At 56.3% G+C, this 20426-nt stretch carries 23 protein-coding genes; 16 read left to right on the plus strand and 7 right to left on the minus strand.

Annotated features, from left to right (window positions below; genetic code table 11):
* The gene (locus ACSC94_RS06735) at nt 1-324 is read right to left on the minus strand and encodes a hypothetical protein (protein ID WP_435640080.1); all 324 of its coding nucleotides are present in this window, start codon (nt 322-324) and stop codon (nt 1-3) included.
* Nucleotides 325-378: 54 nt separating this feature from the next.
* Complete coding sequence (locus ACSC94_RS06740) at nt 379-636, minus strand: hypothetical protein (RefSeq protein WP_435640081.1); 258 nt, start codon at nt 634-636, stop codon at nt 379-381.
* A 225-nt stretch (nt 637-861) separates the two neighbouring features.
* On the opposite strand from ACSC94_RS06740, the gene ACSC94_RS06745 reads away from it, so the two are divergent.
* A complete protein-coding gene (locus ACSC94_RS06745) occupies nt 862-1419 on the plus strand; it encodes a hypothetical protein (RefSeq protein ID WP_435640082.1) in 558 nt (185 codons plus the stop codon).
* A gap of 151 nt (nt 1420-1570) precedes the next feature.
* Nucleotides 1571-2542: a hypothetical protein gene (locus tag ACSC94_RS06750; RefSeq protein WP_435640083.1), complete on the plus strand. Its 972-nt coding sequence runs from the start codon at nt 1571-1573 to the stop codon at nt 2540-2542.
* Nucleotides 2543-2674: 132 nt separating this feature from the next.
* Here ACSC94_RS06750 and ACSC94_RS06755 read toward each other — a convergent pair whose 3' ends face one another.
* Complete coding sequence (locus ACSC94_RS06755; protein WP_435640084.1) at nt 2675-3814, minus strand: 5'-nucleotidase; 1140 nt, start codon at nt 3812-3814, stop codon at nt 2675-2677.
* A gap of 233 nt (nt 3815-4047) precedes the next feature.
* On the opposite strand from ACSC94_RS06755, the gene ACSC94_RS06760 reads away from it, so the two are divergent.
* Together ACSC94_RS06760 and ACSC94_RS06765 are read left to right on the plus strand one after the other, a co-directional pair.
* Nucleotides 4048-4983 (plus strand): hypothetical protein, encoded by a 936-nt coding sequence (locus tag ACSC94_RS06760; protein WP_435640085.1) that lies wholly within the window; start codon nt 4048-4050, stop codon nt 4981-4983.
* On the plus strand, nt 4914-5999 hold the full coding sequence (locus tag ACSC94_RS06765; protein WP_435640086.1) for a thymidylate synthase: 1086 nt from the start codon (nt 4914-4916) through the stop codon (nt 5997-5999). The genes ACSC94_RS06760 and ACSC94_RS06765 overlap by 70 nt, the downstream gene beginning before the upstream one ends.
* Here ACSC94_RS06765 and ACSC94_RS06770 read toward each other — a convergent pair.
* On the minus strand, nt 5994-6797 hold the full coding sequence (locus ACSC94_RS06770) for a hypothetical protein (RefSeq protein ID WP_435640087.1): 804 nt from the start codon (nt 6795-6797) through the stop codon (nt 5994-5996). The genes ACSC94_RS06765 and ACSC94_RS06770 overlap by 6 nt on opposite strands.
* A gap of 78 nt (nt 6798-6875) precedes the next feature.
* Nucleotides 6876-9659 carry an aconitate hydratase AcnA gene (gene acnA / locus ACSC94_RS06775; protein ID WP_435640088.1) on the minus strand — a complete coding sequence of 928 codons (2784 nt, stop codon included), beginning with the start codon at nt 9657-9659 and terminating at the stop codon, nt 6876-6878.
* A 644-nt stretch (nt 9660-10303) separates the two neighbouring features.
* Between acnA and ccmA the strand changes: the two genes are divergently transcribed.
* The 9 genes from ccmA to ACSC94_RS06820 all read left to right on the plus strand — a co-directional run bounded on the left by ccmA (nt 10304) and on the right by ACSC94_RS06820 (nt 16512).
* Nucleotides 10304-10939, plus strand: a complete 636-nt coding sequence (gene ccmA, locus ACSC94_RS06780) for a heme ABC exporter ATP-binding protein CcmA (RefSeq protein WP_435640089.1) — start codon at nt 10304-10306, stop codon at nt 10937-10939.
* A 5-nt stretch (nt 10940-10944) separates the two neighbouring features.
* Nucleotides 10945-11610, plus strand: a complete 666-nt coding sequence (gene ccmB, locus ACSC94_RS06785; RefSeq protein ID WP_435640090.1) for a heme exporter protein CcmB — start codon at nt 10945-10947, stop codon at nt 11608-11610.
* A gap of 127 nt (nt 11611-11737) precedes the next feature.
* Nucleotides 11738-12469 (plus strand): heme ABC transporter permease, encoded by a 732-nt coding sequence (locus ACSC94_RS06790; protein ID WP_435640091.1) that lies wholly within the window; start codon nt 11738-11740, stop codon nt 12467-12469.
* 15 nt (nt 12470-12484) lie between these two features.
* On the plus strand, nt 12485-12634 hold the full coding sequence (ccmD, locus tag ACSC94_RS06795; protein ID WP_435640092.1) for a heme exporter protein CcmD: 150 nt from the start codon (nt 12485-12487) through the stop codon (nt 12632-12634).
* Entirely contained in the window at nt 12624-13088 is a 465-nt protein-coding gene (ccmE, locus tag ACSC94_RS06800; protein WP_435640093.1) for a cytochrome c maturation protein CcmE, read from the plus strand. The genes ccmD and ccmE overlap by 11 nt, the downstream gene beginning before the upstream one ends.
* Complete coding sequence (locus ACSC94_RS06805; RefSeq protein WP_435640094.1) at nt 13085-15001, plus strand: heme lyase CcmF/NrfE family subunit; 1917 nt, start codon at nt 13085-13087, stop codon at nt 14999-15001. Before ccmE ends, ACSC94_RS06805 begins: the two co-directional genes overlap by 4 nt.
* Nucleotide 15002: 1 nt before the next feature.
* Nucleotides 15003-15551, plus strand: a complete 549-nt coding sequence (locus tag ACSC94_RS06810; RefSeq protein WP_435640095.1) for a DsbE family thiol:disulfide interchange protein — start codon at nt 15003-15005, stop codon at nt 15549-15551.
* Nucleotides 15548-15949 (plus strand): cytochrome c-type biogenesis protein, encoded by a 402-nt coding sequence (locus ACSC94_RS06815; RefSeq protein ID WP_435640096.1) that lies wholly within the window; start codon nt 15548-15550, stop codon nt 15947-15949. Before ACSC94_RS06810 ends, ACSC94_RS06815 begins: the two co-directional genes overlap by 4 nt.
* Entirely contained in the window at nt 15946-16512 is a 567-nt protein-coding gene (locus ACSC94_RS06820; RefSeq protein WP_435640097.1) for a tetratricopeptide repeat protein, read from the plus strand. Before ACSC94_RS06815 ends, ACSC94_RS06820 begins: the two co-directional genes overlap by 4 nt.
* On the opposite strand, the gene ACSC94_RS06825 is transcribed toward ACSC94_RS06820, so the two are convergent.
* Both ACSC94_RS06825 and ACSC94_RS06830 read right to left on the minus strand, forming a co-directional pair.
* Nucleotides 16476-17195, minus strand: a complete 720-nt coding sequence (locus ACSC94_RS06825) for a hypothetical protein (protein ID WP_435640098.1) — start codon at nt 17193-17195, stop codon at nt 16476-16478. The genes ACSC94_RS06820 and ACSC94_RS06825 overlap by 37 nt on opposite strands.
* 48 nt (nt 17196-17243) lie before the next feature.
* Complete coding sequence (locus tag ACSC94_RS06830) at nt 17244-17873, minus strand: hypothetical protein (RefSeq protein WP_435640099.1); 630 nt, start codon at nt 17871-17873, stop codon at nt 17244-17246.
* Nucleotides 17874-18103: 230 nt separating this feature from the next.
* On the opposite strand from ACSC94_RS06830, the gene ACSC94_RS06835 reads away from it, so the two are divergent.
* Genes ACSC94_RS06835 through ACSC94_RS06845 form a run of 3 tightly spaced genes read left to right on the plus strand, consistent with a single transcriptional unit; the run spans nt 18104 to nt 20360 of the window.
* Nucleotides 18104-18412 carry a YggT family protein gene (locus ACSC94_RS06835; RefSeq protein WP_435640100.1) on the plus strand — a complete coding sequence of 103 codons (309 nt, stop codon included), beginning with the start codon at nt 18104-18106 and terminating at the stop codon, nt 18410-18412.
* 10 nt (nt 18413-18422) lie between these two features.
* Nucleotides 18423-19295: a bifunctional methylenetetrahydrofolate dehydrogenase/methenyltetrahydrofolate cyclohydrolase FolD gene (gene folD, locus ACSC94_RS06840; protein WP_435640101.1), complete on the plus strand. Its 873-nt coding sequence runs from the start codon at nt 18423-18425 to the stop codon at nt 19293-19295.
* 48 nt (nt 19296-19343) lie between these two features.
* Complete coding sequence (locus ACSC94_RS06845) at nt 19344-20360, plus strand: hypothetical protein (RefSeq protein WP_435640102.1); 1017 nt, start codon at nt 19344-19346, stop codon at nt 20358-20360.
* The last annotated feature ends 66 nt before the right edge of the window (nt 20361-20426 follow it).

The following is a 20426-nucleotide window of genomic DNA, read 5'->3' on the forward strand; positions in this document are numbered from 1 at the left end:
TTAAACCAAAACCCGCAGGACAACATTCCCGCTATCCAGCTCCACCGCCTTCTGTGCGGATTTGGGCAGCGGAATGCGGTGACCGCGGCAGAACAGCATCAAGGCCGCCGCCAGAAAGTCGCGGGAGAATTCAATGTCCATTGCGGTTTGTCTGCGGTCGTCGCGGATCTGCACCAGCACCTTGGCTGGATCAACCGGATGCACGATCACCTTGCCCACCGTGCCCGCCGGCGGGGGTTTCAATTCTTTCTGCACGCACAGGGAATAGAGGGCCTTATAGACCTCTTCATGCTCAAAAATAATCCGGCGATCTTCGCGTGGCATATAAAATCTCAAATATAAATTTCAAATACCATTGTACGCGATTAAGCGCGCGGATCAATGATGGGCAGCATCGTCTTTGGCTGGCGCGGAGTCATGCGCAGGGGTCTCACCAGGGGCTTCACCATGCGCCGCCGGGGCATCATGCCCGCCCTTGGTCGATTGGATGAACATATAATGGCCCGCGTAGGTCAGCCCCCAGAACAACGCCAGCACGAAAACCACCCCGGGCAGAACCTTTTTCGGGTCAGCGGGCGCGTGATGATGTGAATTTTTTTCGTGCGCGTGGTCATCGTGATGGGCGGTATGGGCCATAAAATCCTCCAGAAACAGTCGTCAACGGGATCGTAAATCACGCCCAGCCTATTGAAAAGCCTCGATTTTTCGCCTTATGCAAAATTTGCCTAAAATTTTAGATAAACGCCACTAACGCACTGATTTAAAACATAAAATTTGATCCATTATTAAATGCCCTTTTACCCTTCCCCGCTATGGTGGGGGTAACGAAAAACGAAACAAACCTTTTGGGGCAGATAAGAAATGAAACACGGCTTTAACATGATCGCTTCGGGCAAACGGCAGCACGTAGAGGGTGTACTGACCGGCCTGCGTCGTGAATTTAACAAGCTGGCACCGAACCCGGATCAACCGGGCGCAAAAGGCCCCCAACTGGTGCGTGAAACGGGCCGCGGGATGGACAGCAACGACTCCATCATGGGCACCCTGATTGCCGAAAGCTTTCTGGGTGGCGTGTATGGCGAGGCCGTAATGGACGCATTGGGCGCGCCGGATTGGGCCGCGCATCTGGATTACGGCAAGATGGTGGATATGTACGACACTTATAACCGTGACCGCGCCTCCAGCCCGCAAAGCAACACCGCAACCGATCTGACCATGGTGGTGCAACGCGCCCCGATGACCATGGATGAGTTTATTGGCAAAGCCATGCGCAAAGCCTGGGCCGAAGATATGCCCGCCCGCATGAAGCTGGAAAGCAGTTTTGCCCATTTCAGCGCCATGCTGGACCGTCTGGAAGCCGCACAATTCGATATGCCGGCCCATAAGATGAAGGATTTTGGCTTCCATAAAGCCGCATAAAACGAATTCTCCGGGGGAAGTACGGAAAATAAGAATAATAAGAAGGTGTGGAATTGGGCGGATTGGCGACAATCCGCCCGCTTTTTTACCAATTTTCCACATCCTCCCTGTATGTTAGGATGCCGGCAACGCTTACTTTTTGGCCCCACCGATGAAAAATTTCAATACGACCCTATTACGCGAAAAATTTGTGATCCGGGATGCTTTTGCCAACAAGGGCAAGGATCTGACCGGGGAGAAAGCGCCCGTCGTTGCCATGTCCAACCGCATGGTGATTCCGCTGATCAATAGCGATGGATCGGTGCATGAAAAATTTGTCATCCGCGCCCAGAATATGCACACCTGCACCCGCATGGCGGCCAAGATCGTGCAGGAATTTCAAGACACCGGCCCCATCCTGAACCGTCAGGTTCCGTTCGATTGGGAATTTGCGTGGCTGTCCATCACCAAGGGGTATGAAACACAATTCAACCCCAACCGCTGGATCGCCGTGTATAACAAGGGCCGCATCGTGTACGAAGCGGGCGATGCCGAACGCCACCCCTTCCTCGACATCATCGAACAATGCGACGCGCGTAACCATGAGAGTTACGAGAAAGCCGTATCCGTCGCCGAAGATGCGTTTAAACAAGCCGGACGTCTGGTCACCATTGAACATGATTCCAACATTGCCTTGGTCATTACCGTTGAAAATGACGGCGAAATCCGCAATGGCGTGATCGTGCGCGGCCCCAACCGCACGACGACATTCAACTTTATCGCCCGCGCAAAACGCGGCACGCCCGCGAAAGTGTCGCAGTGCCTGAGCGCCGCCGCCGCGTTTTTAGAGGGCATTCAACTGGCGTTCCAAGCCGGGTTCCTGCGCCAGAAAGAATTGTATGAATTGATCAGCCCGTCATCGGAAGAAGCCGCGAAAGCGCGCGAAGCCGGACTGAAACTGGGCCGCCTGAACGGTGCCATCCAGCAATTCGAACAACTGGCCGAAGTATCCTATCGCCCCGAACGCCCGGATTTCAGCGAGATGATGGACGCCGCCAAGACTTTTGCGAAAACCGCATTGGCCGATGAAATTCAACGGCGCGTGGAATCGGGCGACATTGATAAGAATGAGTGGGTGACGTAATCGCCCTTCACCTTCCACGTCATGCCCGCGCAGGCGGGCATCCGGCCAAAACAAAGCGCGGCAAAGCCGCACATTTTCCGGATCCCCGCCGTTCATGCGCCGCTACGCGCCGCCGCGGGGATGACGACAGCCTTATGACGGTTTCGCGGATGGGTTGACTGATGGCTGGGCGGGTTTTTGCGCCGCCGCCGGGGTCGGCGCGGCCACCATATCCTGCGCGTTGGCTTGCGCCTCGGCCACTTTCGGATGAACGTTGGTGTTCGCGGCCAGTTCCTTGCGCTTCAAATACTCGTACATTGGGCCGTTGGTTTTATACGGCACGCGACCCGTCGGGCAGAAATGCGCGCCGGGGCCCAGATGCGCCTGCTGGTCATCAAAGAACACATGCGGGCGGTACGCGGCCAGCCAATCAGATTTGGCGGCACCGGACACATACGCACAATCACCATTGAAATCGATACCGTGATCCAAGGCCGTGGCGATGGCGCGGGCGCGTGCTTCCGTTCCGCGTGCGGTCAACAGGCTGAGCGAGAACGGGGCTTCCCCCTTCGGGAATTGCGCGTTCAGTTGTGTCAGCTTGGCAAGGATAGCGGTAAATGGTCCCTGCTCAACCGGCTGGCCCATATCGCGCTTTTCACCATCGACATAGATTTGCAAACCTTCTTCCGGGGTTTTCCCGGCATCCAGCGCTTCGCGGTAACGCACTTCGGCACTGTCGCCAAAGGCCACGGCATCGCCGTCAACAACGATATGAATCGGATGCAGGTCGTGGTCGAAATCATATGTGCCTTCCGGCGGAAAATTCATCACGGCGGCGGCAATGCCCAGATCAATCGCGGCCTGTGCATCGGAATCGCTGCGCGTCAGGAACAGATCGGTTTTGAACGCGCGGTGCGCTTTCTCTGATACCGGACCACCCGATGTGCTGGTGCTGTAGGTCATAGCTGCGGCCAGCGCGGTGGCATTCATATTTTTTTCGAGAACCAGACCGGTATCCACCGTGTCCTTGGCCGACATGCCCAACTCAACCAGCGGCTTGCCCGCTTTTTGATTCAAACGATTAAGAGCGAGCGCCATATCGAACAACGGCCCCTTGTTAAAACGGCGGCACCCCAGTTCCGGGTCGCGGTCTTTCTCATACGCGCCGGTGCAGAGCATATAGTCGCGATACCCATCGACGCCTTTTTCTTTGAAGACTTGATCGGCTTCCTCCAGATCCAGCAAGACGCGGGAGCTGAAAAGAATGCGGATATGACCCATCGGACGCGGCATGGCGAACCCCTTAAATCCTGTAAACCCTGTTTTTCTTGTTATAGGCCCGTACCCTAGAATAATTGCGATAAGGGGTACAAGGATTTCTTAAAACCAGCCCCGAATTCCCGGGTTATCCACGGATTTCCGCCCCACGGGCATTAACATAATCGAATAAACTTGCCCCACCACACGGCATTTGCTATGCCGGACACCCATATTCAAATAATAAAAGACACAGGGATTTTTGAGCCATGCGCAATTTCGACATCGAACAGGCACAAGCCATCTACGCCAACGCGATCAAGTATCCGCAAGGCGATGCCCGTGACGACAGCGTGAAAAGAATTCACGAATATCTGTCCGATGCCGGATATGACCTGAACGATGATGCCACCTATGCCCTGCTCGACAAAGGTCTGACCAAGGCTCAGTTTGAAGAACAAGCTTTCATCGCCACAACGCACATGATCACCAAGGCGTTTATGCACACGCAAACGGTCGATACCCGCAATTATGGCGGATGGCTGGTTCCCGGCCGTCGCTATTACGGGATGGAAAACTTATTGCGCCTGTTGGACGAACACGCCGATACAATCGAAAATCATTCCGACACCATTGGAACAGATCGCTACCACAACGCCCTGCTCGATTTTGTTATGACGGAATACAGAAATGGCGGATTGCAAGAATATCAAGCCACACTGAAAGTCGATTATGCTGTTCGCACGTTTCACGACCTGCAAGAATTGACCAAGGAGGCGTTGAACGCAAAGGACCGGGGCACGCTGGACCATTATTTACGCCAGGCGACGGACAGTGCAAAAAGACTGGATAATTTGATGGCTGATTTCAGCAAGGACCAGAAGGCCGAAGTCCTGCAACGCACGGAACAAACCGAAAAATCATTGAAAAATTCGCGTAAATCCCTGGCCCTGACCTTCGCCCGCTACGCGGTCACCCATGACATTGTTCCAAAATGGGAACCGATCTTTCTGGGATATCAACGTGCGCTCGAAGAACTCGATAATGCGGGCGTCAATCTGAACGCCAAATCGACCTTTAAGGCCATTGGCATGGATGCCAAAACCTTCTGGGACAATTACAGCAAGCAAATTGAATGGTTGAAAGAACCGGGCCGCGTTTATGGCGTACCGGAAAAAATCTACGCACCAACACCAAAGCTGTAACCGGGTATCATATGGCCGAATATTCGATCCACGACATCATCCGTGAAAACCCCAGCCGTAGCCCGTGGAAACGGGCGTTCGCGTTGGTGGCACGCGGGCATTTCGTTGTTGATCCGGAATTTCCCGATTTTTATGTCGAAGACAAAACCATTGATGATCTGACCAACCGCCGCGCCTATCAAACCCACGGCGACCGGGTGTTCAGCCACCGCTATATGAATCTGGCCGATGAAATCGTGCGCGACGGCATGGACCAGATCAATGCCCGCACCGAAAGCGTTGTGCGCACATTGATCCACCGCAATATCAATGCCGAAATCAAATTCGGCATTCCCCTGCCCGGTATGCGCCGCGTCAACCCGGCCATCGCCGCCGCTGAACTGGCGTGGGTGTTGATGGGGACCGAAGATATTACGTGGTTACAAAAACACACGAAGATCTGGGATAAATTCGCCGTCAACGGCAAAGTCGAAGGGGCCTATGGCCAGCGCTGGCGCAATGAATTTGGCCGCGACCAATTGGCCGGGGCCATTGACGTCCTGCGCCGCGAACCCTCCAGCCGCCAGATCATGGTGTCGGCATGGCATCCGGGGAAAGACGGACTGAATGCGCTGAGCAAGGCGCTCGTCCCCTGCCCGGTCGATTTCACGATGCAGGTTTTGAACAACCGCCTGAACGTCGCCGTGCATATGCGCAGTTCAGACGTGGCCGTCGGCCTGCCCTATGACACGATGTTCTATGCGTTGTTGCTGGATGCGCTGGCCCGCGAAACCGGGTTAAAACAGGGCAAGCTGACCATGAATTTGGATCACGCGCATATTTATGAAACGCATCTGCATGATATGAAGACCCTGCCGCGCACGACCGCCGCCACCATGGAATTGCCCGGCTATTCGATTTCACGCATCATGCAAAACCCCGATGCGTATGTGCGCCGCGTGAAGGCCTTGGCCGAACGCGCCCACCAACCGGGGTCATCGTTGAAATTTTCCGCTGTCGCCGCCCCTAAATTATAGGGCCAGCTTGCGCACATTGTGCGCCAGATCGGAATGCGGAGAAAGATGGTCGCGCATGGCGCGCAGATAATCCGGATCGGCCGCAAACCCCAGCCATTTCAACGGCAAATCATTCGCCGCATCGTTGTACTGGTACCGCAGATCGGGCTGGGTTTCGATATCGTATGTAATGTCATCACGGATCGGCGGGCCAACAAATTCACCCACATTGCGCGATGGGGTTGGCAAAACAACGCGCAATCCCGCCGTATCATTCGCAACGCTCAAATTGGCCGTACCAATTTCACCCGCACCGCCATAGGTCACAACCAATTTTGTGCCCGCTTGTTTCAAACGATCCTGCCACCCTTCATAAGAATGGTGCGGGCTCAAAGCCGGGCCGAAGAATTGATGGAAATTCTCTGCTCCCTCGGCCCGTTCGTGCAGATCGGGGGAATATGTCGTTGTCATGCGGTACATGGGCCGCGCGGGAATAAACGCCACGAACACCATGTCGGCCTGTTTATCTTCGGTCAGAAAATCGCGGCCATCGCGGAAATTGATGCGGTCCAATTCAAAATCCGGATCAATCATAAAACCACTGCACAGCAAATATTCCATGATCCGCGTCAGGCGGTCGCTGTCCACACCCTTGCCACCGACCTCCAGCTCATACGCGCCAACAACGGCGATGGTTTTCAAACGGGGAAGATCGGGATTGCGGGCGCACATTGCGGCACACATCCGCCGGGCCTGCGCCTCGTCGGTCAATGCAACAGTATTAAATTCATCGCGCCATTGGGTCATGGACAGGGACATTACATGATTCTGGAAAATAATCCAAGAAAAAACCCCGCCAGACATTCCCGGCGGGGTTTTTCATGTATTTATAATGGCTTACGCCACCTTTTCCTGCGCGCTTTTCGCGGCCAGATCGCGCAGGACGTAGTGCATGATGCCACCATTTTCGTAGTAGCCGATTTCGTCCTGCGTATCGATGCGGCACAACGCCTGGATTTCTTCTTTCGAACCATCCTTGCGGGTGATTGTCACGGTCACATCCATACGCGGCTTAACGCCTTTTTCCAGACCCAGAACGTCGAACGTTTCCGTGCCGTCCAGTTTCAGTGACTGGCGCGTCATGCCGTTTTTGAACATAAGCGGCAAAACGCCCATGCCCACCAGGTTGGAACGGTGAATACGTTCAAAGCTTTCGGCCAGAACACATTTCACGCCCAGCAGGAACGTGCCCTTTGCGGCCCAGTCACGGGATGACCCCGTGCCATATTCCTTGCCCGCAACAACGATCAACGGCGTGCCATCGGCAATGTATTTCATGCACGCATCATAGATCGGCATTTCCGCGCCGGTCGGCAGGTACTTGGTGTAACCACCTTCTTTACCGCCCAGCATTTCGTTTTTAATGCGGATGTTGGCGAACGTGCCGCGCATCATCACTTCATGGTGGCCACGGCGTGCGCCGTAGGAGTTGAAGTCACGCACCTCGACCCCATGATCCATCAAATATTTCCCAGCCGGGGAATCCTTCTTGATCGAACCGGCGGGTGAAATGTGGTCGGTCGTGATGGAATCACCGAACAAAGCCATGCATGCGGCCCCTTTAATATCCTTAATCCCCGGCGGGGTTTTGGACATGCCGGTGAAATATGGCGGGTTGGCGACATAGGTGGATTTTGCATCCCAACCGTATGTTTCGCCTTCGCCACCTTTGACGTCTTGCCATTCCTTCGGCCCGAGGAACACATCCTTGTACCGATTGGAGAACATGGCGGAGGTCAGGTTGCGGTTGACCGCATCGGCGATTTCTTCGTTGGTCGGCCAGATGTCTTTCAGGAAGACCGGCTTGCCGTCCTTGTCATTGCCCAGCGCGTCCGTCGCCAGATTGATTTTCATGTTACCAGCCAGCGCATAAGCGACAACCAGCGGCGGCGACGCCAGATAGTTGGCCTTCACGTGCGGGTTGATACGGCCTTCGAAGTTCCGGTTGCCGGACAGAACGCCCGCCACGGTCAGATCACCCGTTTCAACCGCCTTGGCAATCGCATCCGGCAGAGGGCCAGAGTTCCCAATGCACGTCGTGCAACCATACCCAACAAGGTTAAAGCCCATCGCATCCAGATGCGTGGTCAGGCCGGCCTTGTCCAGATAATCGGTCACAACCTGCGATCCCGGGGCAAGTGATGTTTTCACCCACGGCTTCACCTTCATGCCCTTTTCATGGGCCTTCTTCGCCACCAGACCAGCGGCCAGCATGACCGACGGGTTCGATGTGTTGGTGCAGGACGTAATGGCCGCAATCACCACATCGCCGTGTTTCAGGCTGTAATCCGTTCCATCAACCGGAATGGCGTGGGTCGTGTCGTGTTTTGCGGCGGCATCACATGATTCCGGCATTTCCGACACCATACGATCATCGCCATTGCCGTGGGTCAGAACACCCAGCGACTCGGCCAGATAGGTTTTGAACGCATCCGCGGCGTGCGACAACACAACGCGGTCCTGCGGGCGTTTCGGGCCAGCGATGGACGGTTCAATCGCACCCAGATCCAGCGACAGCGTATCGGTGAATACTGGCTCCGGTGACGATTCATCGCGCCACATGCCTTGCGCCTTCGCATATTCCTCGACCAGTTTCGCACGGTGCGGATCACGCCCCGTGAAGGTCAGGTACCGAATGGTTTCACGATCAATCGGGAAGAAGCCGCATGTCGCGCCATATTCCGGCGCCATGTTGCCAATCGTCGCACGGTCGGCCAGCGACATGTTGTCCAGACCCGGGCCGTAGAATTCAACGAACTTGTTCACCACGCCTTTTTTACGCAGCATCTCGGTCACGGTCAGGACCAGATCGGTCGCCGTCGTGCCCTCTTTCATCTTGCCGGTGATTTTGAAACCAATCACTTGCGGGATCAGCATGGACACCGGTTGGCCCAGCATCGCGGCTTCGGCCTCGATCCCGCCAACGCCCCAACCCAGAACGGCCAGACCGTTCACCATCGTGGTGTGCGAATCCGTGCCCACCAGCGTGTCCGGGTACGCCACATTGCTGCCGCGCTCCTCGTCCTTCTCCACCCACACGGTTTGGGCCAGATATTCCAAATTCACCTGGTGGCAAATGCCTGTGCCCGGCGGCACGACGCGGAAATTGCGGAAGGCTTGTTGACCCCAGCGCAGGAAGGCGTAGCGTTCGCCGTTGCGTTCAAATTCGCGGTCCACGTTGGTTTGGAACGCGGCGCCATTACCGAACGCATCCACCATCACCGAGTGGTCGATAACCAGATCAACGGCGGTCAGCGGGTTAATCTTCTGCGCATTGCCACCCAACGCTTTCATCGCTTCGCGCATCGCGGCCAAATCGACCACAGCCGGAACGCCAGTAAAATCCTGCATCAACACGCGGGCCGGACGATACGCCACTTCGTGTTCGGTCTTGCCCTTGTTCTCCAGCCACGCATGACAGGCCTTCACATCAGCAACGGTCACCGACACGCCATCTTCAAAACGCAGCAGATTTTCCAGCAGCACTTTCATCGAGAACGGCAGGCGCGACACATCACCGATCTGCTTCGCGGCATCTGGCAAACTGAAATAATCATATGATTTGCCATCGACGGTCAGGCTTTTGCGGGTTTTCAGGCTATCGTGTCCGGTGCGTGTCATGGATGAAATCCTTGGTCGTAGAGTGAGGTGGTTGAAAATTCGACAGATGAATTGTGCAGATAACTTAGCATGCTGGCGCAAAAATCAAAGTGTTCGACCCACATGTGGATGCAGTTGAGAACGCTTTGCAAACAATGCGCGCAAGGGAGTGTAGGACGGGATGTTTAATGGAGCGTTAAGCCGCTTTGATTTATGAAAACACCCTGTATCATCCCGGACGCATGTGGGGGATGACACAATCGCCCCACCCGCTTGGGCCACCACCAAAACCGTTAAAAATCAAAACCCTGTCCCAAACCGCTTAACAAAACCCTAACAAAAAACCGCAGAAATCCGCCAATTTTTGCCTTATTCTTTGGTCTATGGCCCTTAATTTGGCCATATTTGGCCGTCAAGCTTGAAGGGTGAGAGCGAAGTTTTCCAGCTTCCTCCTTCGCAAATGGTTCCAGCTTCTTAAAAAATCCGTCGCCTTCCCCGGGCGGCGGATTTTTCTTTTCCCGTATAATTTAATTATGGCCGTCACCCCGGCGAAGGCCGGGGTCTTCATCCCTTATGGCCGGAAGATCCCGGCCTTCGCCGGGATGACGAGGGAAAACAGGGTGCGCCCCCTTGTCCCCGGGGCACCCCCACGCTACAACCTCCCCATGATGATATCCGCTGAAAAACTGGCGTTGCACCGGGGGTTAACTCCGGTCCTGCACGGCCTGTCCTTTGCCGTTCCGGCGGGGCAGTTGGCCGCGCTGACGGGTGCGAATGGCAGCGGAAAAACCACCCTGCTCCAAACCATTGCCGGGCTGATCACACCGGATGCGGGCCGCATCCTGTTTGACGGCGTGGCATTGGATGCCGAAGACCGCGCCCCGCTGATCCATTGGATCGCGCCGGATAACCCGTTCAAACATGCGCTAACCGTTTCCGAAAATCTGGTTTTCTGGGCCGCCATGATGGGCGTGCGCGCCGATGCCGATATGATCGCCGCCGCCTTGCACCGGATGGAGGTTGTCCATCTGGCCCACCGCATCGTTGGCACATTGTCCACCGGGCAACGCCGCCGCGCGGCCTTGTGCCGTTTGTTTCTGGCCCCGCGTCCGGTCTGGTTGCTGGATGAACCGGCGCTGGCGTTGGATGATCATGCGGCGGATGAATTGATCGCGCTGACCCATGCGCATTGCGGTGATGGCGGATGCGCCATTGTCGCCACGCACCGCCCGCCGCGATGGGATGCGAATATGATTATCCCGCTGTCCCCCGAATATCATTTGATGTCGGAGGTCGCGTAAACGCCGTGCTGTCATTCACCGCGACCATCAACCGCGACATTACCCTCGCCCGCCGCAACCCGGCGCGCATGATCGCCGTGCCGACATTCTTTATCCTGTTGGTCACGATTTTCCCGCTGGCCCTCGGCCCCGATCCTGATTTGCTGGCACGTATTGCCCCCGGCGTGTTGATGGCCGCCGCCCTGATGGCCACGCTGATCCATCTCGACCGCCTGTTCCGCGATGATGCCGAGGATGGTACGCTGGATGCCGTCATCATTTCCCCCGCACCGCTGTCGCTCTACACCGCCGGGCGGATTGCCGCGCACTGGATTGTGACGGGCCTGCCTTTGCTCATCCTCTGCCCCGTCATGGCGATGATTTTAAATGCGCCGTTACCGTTTACCGCATCGGTATTCGGAATCATCCTGCCCGCGACGTTGCTGCTGACTTTGATCGGTGCGGCGGTTCAGGGGTTAAGCCTGGGATCCGGCATTGGCGGTGTGTTGCTGGCCGTGCTGGCCCTGCCACTATACATCCCGGTTTTGATTTTTTCCGGTGCGGCGCTGCATCTGCTGTCCACCGGAATGGGTGCCGCCATGCCGATGGCGATTTTATGGGCGTGCGTGGCATTGGCCGCGCCGCTGACACCGCTGGTCACGGCGGCCACTTTGCGTATGGCGAGGGGATGATGAAGAAAATGGATTTATTTTTTGTCATTCCCGCGAAAGCGGGAATCCAGAAGACCGGGATGCATCGCGCCCCATGGCTCTGCATCCCGGGTCAAGCCCGGGATGACAAAACGGAAGGTATGTCATCATGAAACTGGCCAACCCCACACGATTTAACCGCATCAGCCGCATCATCACACCGTTGATGACCCTGCTGTGCGTTGCCCTGCTGATCCCCGGCCTGTACACCGCGCTCTATTCCTCCCCGCCGGATTACCAGCAACATGAGTCCGTGCGGATCATGTATGTCCACGTGCCCGCCGCATGGGTGGCGTTGATGGCCTATGCCAGTTTGGGCGTAGCGGGCATTGTCATGCTGGTGTGGAAACATATGCTGGCGGGATTGTGGATCCGCGCCGTCGCCCCAATCGGCATGGCCTTCACCGCCATCTGTCTGGTATCGGGCAGTTTGTGGGGCATGCCCACATGGGGCACATGGTGGGTGTGGGATGCACGACTGACCTCCGTCCTTGTCCTGTTTTTCCTGTATGTCGGCATTCTCGCGCTCGATCTGGCCTATGACGACCGGGACAAGGGCTTGCACGCGTCCGCATGGCTGGCTGCCATTGGCCTGATCAACCTGCCGATCATTAAATTCTCGGTCGAATGGTGGAACACGCTGCACCAACCGGCCAGCATTACCAGCATCACGCGCATGGCCAACCCCGCCATCGACCCCAGCATGATGACGCCGCTGTTCCTGATGGCGGGTGCGTTTACGGCCCTGTTCTTTGCGCTGGCGCTGACCCGTTTGCAGATTGTAATGACGCACCGGAAGATGCGGATGAAAGCCCTGCGGATGCAGGCAGACTCGATATAATAAGGATTGCATGGAATGACCTTCGAAACCTTTTTCGCCATGAACGGTTACGGCCTCTATGTCTGGGGTTCCTATGGCTTTGCCGCGATTGTGTTGATCGTGCTGACGCTGGCCACATACGTCCGCGCCCACGAAATCAAGAAAGATAACGAGAATGACGCGTAAACACCGCCGTTTGGTGGCTCTGGTTCTTATTCTGTTGGGTGTGGCGGTGGCGACCGCGTTGCTGCTGTTCGCCCTGCGCCAGAATGTCACTTATTTCATGAGCCCGACTGATCTGGTCTCCACCAGCGCGCGTCCTTTAGCAGGCGGTCGCCCAATCCGCGTCGGCGGCATGGTTGTGTATGGCACCGTGAAACGTGAAGGCACCATCACCCGCTTCACCGTCACCGACAATGAAAACAATGTCGTGATTGAATATGACGGCATCGTCCCCGATTTGTTCCGCGAAGGTCAGGGCATTATCGCCACCGGGACGATCAATAACGATCACGTTTTTATCGCCACGCAATTGCTGGCCAAGCACGATGAAAATTATATGCCGCCCGAAGTGGCCAAAGCCATGAAACCGCATTTCGACGCGATGGAAGCCAAACAACAAGAGGCCCCACAGCAATGATTGCGGAACTCGGCCATTTTGCGTTGATCTTGTCCCTGTTCTGCGCCGCCCTGCAAATGGCCGCGGGGTGGAAATCGCGGAAAGACGGCATGGATGCTTGGCTGCTTGTGGCCCGCCGGGCTGCTGTGTTCCAGTGCGCGACCATCACCACCGCCTTTGCCGCGCTCATCTACGCCTTCGTCGTATCGGATTTCTCGCTCGCGCTGGTCGTGAACAACAGCCACACGCTGAAACCCCTGCTCTATAAAATCGCGGGCACATGGGGCAACCATGAGGGGTCGATGGTCCTGTGGGTGCTGATCCTCGCCTTGTTCGGCGCGTTATCCCTGCGCCAAGCCATGCCGAACACCATGCGCGCCATGCTGTTGACCGTGCAGGGGATGCAGGGTGTGGGCATTCTGGCCTTTATCCTGTTTACATCCAATCCGTTTGCCCGCCTGAACCCCGCACCCGCCGATGGGATGGATTTGAACCCGTTGTTGCAAGACCCCGGCCTCGCCTTCCATCCGCCGCTGCTTTATCTGGGCTATGTCGGGTTTTCGATTGTGTTTTCTTTTGCCTGTGCGGGTCTTCTGACCAACGCGATCAACCGCGACTGGGCCGCGCTGGTCCGCCCATGGGTTCTGGCCGCATGGTCGGGGTTGAGCGCGGGCATCGCGCTTGGATCATGGTGGGCGTATTACGAATTGGGCTGGGGCGGATTCTGGTTCTGGGACCCGGTGGAAAATGCTTCTTTGATGCCGTGGCTGTGCGGCACGGCGCTTTTGCATTCCATCATCATCACGCGCCATCGCGGGGCGTTGCCGCGCTGGAGCGTTTTGCTGGCCCTGCTCGCCTACACCTTCTCCCTGCTCGGCACATTCCTTGTGCGCTCCGGCGTTTTGACATCGGTGCATGCCTTTGCCACCGATCCATCGCGCGGATTGTTTATCCTCGGCCTGCTGGCCGTGTTCGCGGGTGGTGGGTTCCTGCTCTATGCCTTGCGCGCGCCGGATTTGAAAAGCGATGCCGGGTTCAAACCGGTCAGCCGCGAAAGCGCATTGGTCCTGAACAATCTGATTTTAACGGCCATGGCCGCGACCATTCTGGTCGGCACGTTATACCCGATGATTTTATCATCGCTGAACGCCGGGCAAATTTCGGTGGGGCCGCCGTTTTTTAATGCCACCATCCTGCCTTTGGCCGTGCCCTTGATCCTGCTGATGGGTGTGGGGCCCTTTCTGGCGTGGAAAAAGGCCGACCTCATGGCCATACGCGGGCAATTGATAACGGCCTCAGCCATCACGGCGGTGATTGTCGGGCTGATCATCGCTATTCAAACGGAAACATCCTTTATCGTTCTGGGCGGCTTTGCGCTTGGCCTCTGGGCGATTGTCACCACGCTGGCCGATACATGGGCGTACCGGGCAAAACTCACCCTCTCGGGCTGGGGCATGCGGCTGGCTCATATCGGATTGGGCGTGGCCGTCATTGGCATTGTCGGCACCACGCTGTGGAAAATTGAAACGGCGCAGATTTTAAAACCGGGTGAGCATTTAACCGCCGGGCGCTGGACCATCACGCTGGATTCCGTCGATGCCGGGTTTGGCCCGAATTATTCCACCATCATGGCGCATGTCACGGCACGTGCGGGCAACACATCCATCGCTCTGTCCCCCGAACGCCGTTATTACCCGGTCGGCGGCATGGCCACGACCGAAGCCGCCATTCGCACATCCCTGCGCGATGATATTTATGTCGTTCTGGGGCAACAAGATACGATTGATCAAAGCGGGGGCCAAGGAAATGGCTGGATTGTCCGCGCCACCACCCACCCGTTGGTCGCGTTGATCTGGGGCGGGTTTGCCATGATTGCTGCGGGCGGTCTGTGCGCTTTGTTCGGCCAACGCCGTAAGGATAAAGGAGGATCATAAAATGATTACACGCACACAACGTCTTTATTTTCTCCTGCCGCTGGCCTTCCTCGGCTTCCTGATCGCCTTGGCCATCGTGCCGTTGCTGAAAGGCACGGACCCGTCCAAGCTGGACAGCGCCCTGATCGGCCAGCAAGCTCCGGCCTACACCGCCGACGGGTTTGATCCTGCCATTGTGGACACCATCTTCCGTGGCCCCGGCCCGGTGCGCGTGGTGAATTTCTTCGCGAGCTGGTGCCCGCCATGCGAAGCCGAACACCCGATGCTGGAATCCATTGCGATGATCGACAATGTCATGGTCATCGGCATCAATGTCCGCGATCTGCCGCAAAAGCGCGAAGCCTTCCTCGCCCGCCTCGGCAACCCGTTCGATACCATCCTGAATGATCCCGATGGCGGATTATCCATCGCCTGGGGCACCAGCGGTACACCCGAAACATTTATCATCGACATGGGTGGCATCATCCGCCACCGCATCACCGGACCGATCCAGCAAGCGGATATTGACGGCCTGATCCTGCCACTGGTTCAAAAGGGCAACGCCCCATGATCCGCGTTTTTCTGGCTCTTCTTCTGCTCTCCACCCCCGCATGGGCGATGCAGGACCCGCGTGAAATTCTGGCCGACCCGGTGCAGGAAAGCCGGGCGCAGGACTTGTTCCACGATCTGCGCTGCGTCGTATGCCAGAACCAGAGCATTGCCGAATCCGATGCCGCCATTGCGCGTGATATGCGTAAGCTGGTCCGCGACCGGATTGAATCCGGGGCCAGCGATGCCGACATCATCAATGAACTGCACCGCAATTACGGCGACTTCGTTTTAATGACGCCCCCGGTTGACCCGCGCACATGGATTTTGTGGGGCATGCCGATCATTATTCTGGGGCTGGGCGGGTTCGTCGCCATGCGCTCCCTGCGCCGCGCGGCCAATATGGACGATCCATCATGATTTTATTCGTTATCACCGCTGTTCTGACCGCCATCATCATGGTCATTCTGTCCGATCCGCTGATGAAATCGGCGACCACATGGCAATCGGGCGTTAAAGTACTTATGACCGGCGCGCTTTGCGTTCTGGCGCTGTATCTGTTTCTGGGTTCGCCCGACACGCCATCGCGCGCCGCCGCGTTTGAAACAATCGACAATCCGCGCGCGCAAATCCGCTTGAAGCAACAGGAAGAACTGGTTTTGCTGCAAGCTTTGTCGGGGGAGCCGGATAATACGGGCCTGTTGCTGCGTCTGGGCACGATTCAGATTGAATCGGGCCGGGCGAATGACGCCATTCCGCACCTGACCCGCGCCAATACGCTGCGCCCGAACAATGCGGACATTCAAACCGCTCTGGCCGCAGCGTATTTCAGTAATGGTTTAAAAATCGCGGAAGAAAACAAACCGGGCGCGATGGATACCGCGCGCAAAGAAATGGAAACGGCCCTGAAATACGCGCCGAAAAATCACCTGATCCGGGCGGATATTCAACGCGCCATTTCCGCCACGGCATCCGGGCACTGACGCATCAATTCGGCGTAGGTTTGCGGGGAATCCAGCGCATTTTGCCGCGCCATGCGGTCGGCGTGCATATCGCGCAAAATCTGTTCCGTCTGGTTAATCACCGCCTGTTGCATCCGGCTGCGCATCACCGTCACCTCGTTATCGGCAATGGGCGGGGATTGGCGGTTGCCGTCCACTTCGAACACGAAATCAAACGCCCGGTCAATCTGCGCGGAATAGGCCTCAATCGCGGCGCGATCAATGGCGACGTGTTCCATTTCGTGGTCACGCACGGCGTTATACACGCACCCGCCCCGCGCAAAATCCCGCGCGATAAAAATGGTCGGCTCCAGCGTCAGGATAATATTCACCTCACTGAAATGCAGGCAGCTTAATCCGCCGTGCTCCGCCGGTCGCCAATCCATTTCAATGCTGTATTCAATCCCGATGGTGCCGCGCATGACGCCGCCCGTCTTCGCGTGTGACATATTGGTGGCGGATTTCGCCGTGTCGGTGTCCAGTTCAAACGTCTCAAGCACACTCATGGGCAGGGAATCGTCGATCTTTGTCGCGGCCGTGACGGCATACACGCTGACATTCGGAATGGGCGGAACGGGGCAGCCGGGAACGCTGCCCGCCGCCAACCACAACCCCGAGGCCATCAATCCGGCCTGTATTGATTCCAGCAACATCTCTGGACCCATTTAAAAATGCGCCTTTTGTGTATATCAGTAACCCGTAATATAGATAAGTTACCGTTGCAGGCTGACCAGTCCCTTACAAATGGAACCGATCCGGTCATATTCGGCGCGTGAATCGACCTGGGCCTGTAGATTATATTGGTCTTTTTCCAAGGCTTTATCCTGACTGTGCAAAGCCTGCTTTACCTGTTCCAATGTGGCGGATTTGTATTTTTCAACATCGTCCAAAGGGATAGGCCCAATCACACCGGTTTGATCAACCGCCTGTTTCATCAACCGCCCCACCACCTGAACATAGGCGTTCATTATATGCCGATCGACCTCAACATGTTTCAATTCATGCTTGATCACGGCGGCGCGGCACGGCTGGCGCGAAAATTCCTGCGCCACATAGACGACCGGGGACAGTGTGATATTCAGCGTCACGCTTTTAAACTGCATACAGGCTTGCCCCAGATCGGGGCTGTGAAAAATTGACCATTCCATGGCCATGGATGTTCTGACCCGGTCATGGCGCATGCCCCCCGTGGCCGTATCGCTCATCCCCGCATAGGGATTGTAGCTATCGTTATCGGCCATCGCGGCGCCCAATTCGGCGGAGCGTTTTGAAAAATCATATTGGATCGTGTTGCTGACCGGATTGATATTGATCACCGGGGCCACACCGGGCGGGCAGACCATTTTCCCGTTCCGCATTTTTAATGGATAGGATTCAGGCGGCCCCTTCCCCGCCCACAGGGCAGCCGGCCACACCACACCAAAACCGCATAACAATGCGATGAAAAAAAACGCCTTTATCCGCATAACCTCCTAATTTTATCAGAAAATCCGCCCCTTCGCCCTTTTATCTTTGGCCCCGCCATACTATGATGGGCGCACCTGAAACTGGCTGAATACGGGGATTTTTGATCATGCTGGCTGCCATCGGACAATTGCTGATTACGTTACTGAATATTTACCTTTTTATCATCATCGCTGGCGTTGTGATCAGCTGGCTGATCGCCTTTGATGTGATCAACACCCGCAACCCACAGGCCGGCAATCTGGTCCGCCTGATCGAACGCATCACGCAACCGGTTTATGCCCCGCTGCGCAAATTCATTCCGCCGATTGGTGGCATTGATATTACGCCGATCATCATCATCTTCGGCATCTATCTGTTGCAAAGCTTGATCGGCAGCATGTTCTTCAGCGCGCCGGCCATTACCATTACGGGTTAATCCGCACACGATGACGCACAACGCCGCCACCATCATCGACGGAAAGATGATTGCCGCCACATTGCGGCAATCCATCGCCGATGACGTGGCGGCGCTGCGTTTGCGTGGGGTTATGCCGGGGCTGGCCGTCATCCTGATCGGTGATAATCCAGCGTCCGACATTTACGTCCGCAATAAAATGCGCGCCTGTGAATCCGTTGGGATCCACAGTGCGGAATACCGCCTGCCCGCAACGGTGGCACAGGACGCGGTGGAAACCTTGATCGACACGTTAAATGCCGATCAATCCATTCACGGCATATTGCTGCAACTGCCCGCCCCCGCGCATATTGACGCGCACGCGCTGATCAACCGCATTACGCCTGCGAAGGATGTCGACGGTTTGCACCCGCTGAATATCGGGAAACTGGTATCCGGCGCGGCTGATGCCGTTGTTCCCTGCACACCGCAAGGCGCGTTGAAACTGATCCAGTCCGTCCGCACGGACTTAACCGGGCTGCACGCCATTGTGCTGGGCCGATCGATTTTGTTCGGCAAGCCGATGGCGCAATTATTGCTCGCACAAAATTGCACGGTCACCACCGCCCATTCCAAAAGCCGCGACTTGCCCGCCTTGTGCGCGCAGGCCGATATTCTGGTCGCCGCCGTCGGGCAAGCGAACATGGTCAAGGCCGATTGGGTGAAACCCGGCGCCATCGTGATCGATGTCGGCATCAACCGCCGCGATAACGGCACCATCACCGGGGATGTTGATTATGAATCCGCATCCACCCGCGCCGCCGCCATCACCCCGGTTCCGGGCGGTGTCGGCCCGATGACCATTGCCTGCCTGCTGGCCAACACGGTTGCCGCAGCGCAAAAAACCGCACAATCCTTGGGCTAAATACAATTTTCTTGTCATTTCCGGGCCAATTTGGCCATACTCCCCGCCATGCAGGGACCAACAAACAATAAGAATGATAAAGACGAAGCCTTACTGCCCGTTCCCATCAAAAAAGATGGCGACCGGGAAGGCATGATCGCGCACATGGATGCCGCCCTGATCCAAAGGCACGCCGAATTTCTGGATGAAGTGGACGACAGCCTCGACTCGTCCGATCTGGAAGCAAAGGCGGCCAGCCTGTATTACCTGCAACGCTACATCCACGCCGCCGAGCGCCAGTCATTGCGCGATAACAATCTGCCCATTCCCGCTGTCATTGAATACGCCATTGATGAACGAAAATTTGCGCGCGAAATTGACATCATGCGCCGCATTTTCAAAACGCTGGATTATTCCGAAGCGTATTTGAATGAACTGGACCAATCCGTCGATACGGTTCATGAAGCCTTACGACGCAGTGACTTTGTCCGGGAAACACAGGATGCATGGCCCCATCTGGGCCCCGTGTACCGCAAAATGGCCCTGCACCACATTCAGAAAATCCACGCCCAGACACAGAACATCGCCGGCGTGCAAACCCCGCCGACCTTAACGATGCAGTTTAACCAAAGCGCCATCACCCCGGCCGCAACACCGGATGCATTGCCGACGATCGTCTTTGCCTATCAAACCGACAATCTGGACGAAGCCGCGGGGATCAGCGCACTGGGTCAAGCCTGCATCCAAAAAAGCGGCACGGCACCACCATTGCGGCCAAAGATTTTTTACAACACACATGCCGATACAAATTTCGTGACGCGGGATTTTGCGACCGCCGCATCCACCGTGCATCACGAACAACACCACGTGATGCAATCGGCCCTGATGCTGGCCTATGCCCAGGGGCGCATTCCCAAATGCCACCCCATTGCCCGCGATGTTGAAATCATGTGGGTGCTTCACAAACAACGCGCGTATATCACGCATGCGTTGCAAAGCGTTTACCGCATCCAGCACAAGGAACAAGACACCTACTACATCGAGCACCGGATGCAGGAACGTCTGGCCTTACGCTTAAGCGCATAAACCATAATCCCGCAAAGCCCTGTTGCACTTGATCAAACGCGAAACCTCGCGTACAATTTTTTTGTG

This window comes from Micavibrio aeruginosavorus, from assembly GCF_051245535.1.
In the GTDB taxonomy this organism is placed as follows: Bacteria; Pseudomonadota; Alphaproteobacteria; order Micavibrionales; family Micavibrionaceae; genus Micavibrio; species Micavibrio aeruginosavorus_D.

Bases quoted from the DNA above. Each gene is read 5' to 3' on its own strand.
- folD (WP_435640101.1), top strand. From the start codon at position 18,423: ATGACGCACAACGCCGCCACCATCATCGACGGAAAGATGATTGCCGCC.
- ACSC94_RS06835 (WP_435640100.1), top strand. From the start codon at position 18,104: ATGCTGGCTGCCATCGGACAATTGCTGATTACGTTACTGAATATTTAC.
- ACSC94_RS06765 (WP_435640086.1), top strand. From the start codon at position 4,914: ATGGTTGAAAGAACCGGGCCGCGTTTATGGCGTACCGGAAAAAATCTA.
- ACSC94_RS06830 (WP_435640099.1), bottom strand. From the start codon at position 17,873: ATGGTCTGCCCGCCCGGTGTGGCCCCGGTGATCAATATCAATCCGGTC.
- ACSC94_RS06740 (WP_435640081.1), bottom strand. From the start codon at position 636: ATGGCCCATACCGCCCATCACGATGACCACGCGCACGAAAAAAATTCA.
- ccmD (WP_435640092.1), top strand. From the start codon at position 12,485: ATGACCTTCGAAACCTTTTTCGCCATGAACGGTTACGGCCTCTATGTC.
- ACSC94_RS06845 (WP_435640102.1), top strand. From the start codon at position 19,344: ATGCAGGGACCAACAAACAATAAGAATGATAAAGACGAAGCCTTACTG.
- ACSC94_RS06790 (WP_435640091.1), top strand. From the start codon at position 11,738: ATGAAACTGGCCAACCCCACACGATTTAACCGCATCAGCCGCATCATC.
- ACSC94_RS06770 (WP_435640087.1), bottom strand. From the start codon at position 6,797: ATGTCCCTGTCCATGACCCAATGGCGCGATGAATTTAATACTGTTGCA.
- ccmA (WP_435640089.1), top strand. From the start codon at position 10,304: ATGATGATATCCGCTGAAAAACTGGCGTTGCACCGGGGGTTAACTCCG.
- ccmE (WP_435640093.1), top strand. From the start codon at position 12,624: ATGACGCGTAAACACCGCCGTTTGGTGGCTCTGGTTCTTATTCTGTTG.
- ACSC94_RS06760 (WP_435640085.1), top strand. From the start codon at position 4,048: ATGCGCAATTTCGACATCGAACAGGCACAAGCCATCTACGCCAACGCG.
- ACSC94_RS06805 (WP_435640094.1), top strand. From the start codon at position 13,085: ATGATTGCGGAACTCGGCCATTTTGCGTTGATCTTGTCCCTGTTCTGC.
- ACSC94_RS06745 (WP_435640082.1), top strand. From the start codon at position 862: ATGAAACACGGCTTTAACATGATCGCTTCGGGCAAACGGCAGCACGTA.
- ACSC94_RS06755 (WP_435640084.1), bottom strand. From the start codon at position 3,814: ATGCCGCGTCCGATGGGTCATATCCGCATTCTTTTCAGCTCCCGCGTC.
- ACSC94_RS06735 (WP_435640080.1), bottom strand. From the start codon at position 324: ATGCCACGCGAAGATCGCCGGATTATTTTTGAGCATGAAGAGGTCTAT.
- ACSC94_RS06810 (WP_435640095.1), top strand. From the start codon at position 15,003: ATGATTACACGCACACAACGTCTTTATTTTCTCCTGCCGCTGGCCTTC.
- ACSC94_RS06815 (WP_435640096.1), top strand. From the start codon at position 15,548: ATGATCCGCGTTTTTCTGGCTCTTCTTCTGCTCTCCACCCCCGCATGG.
- ACSC94_RS06820 (WP_435640097.1), top strand. From the start codon at position 15,946: ATGATTTTATTCGTTATCACCGCTGTTCTGACCGCCATCATCATGGTC.
- ACSC94_RS06750 (WP_435640083.1), top strand. From the start codon at position 1,571: ATGAAAAATTTCAATACGACCCTATTACGCGAAAAATTTGTGATCCGG.
- ACSC94_RS06825 (WP_435640098.1), bottom strand. From the start codon at position 17,195: ATGGGTCCAGAGATGTTGCTGGAATCAATACAGGCCGGATTGATGGCC.
- acnA (WP_435640088.1), bottom strand. From the start codon at position 9,659: ATGACACGCACCGGACACGATAGCCTGAAAACCCGCAAAAGCCTGACC.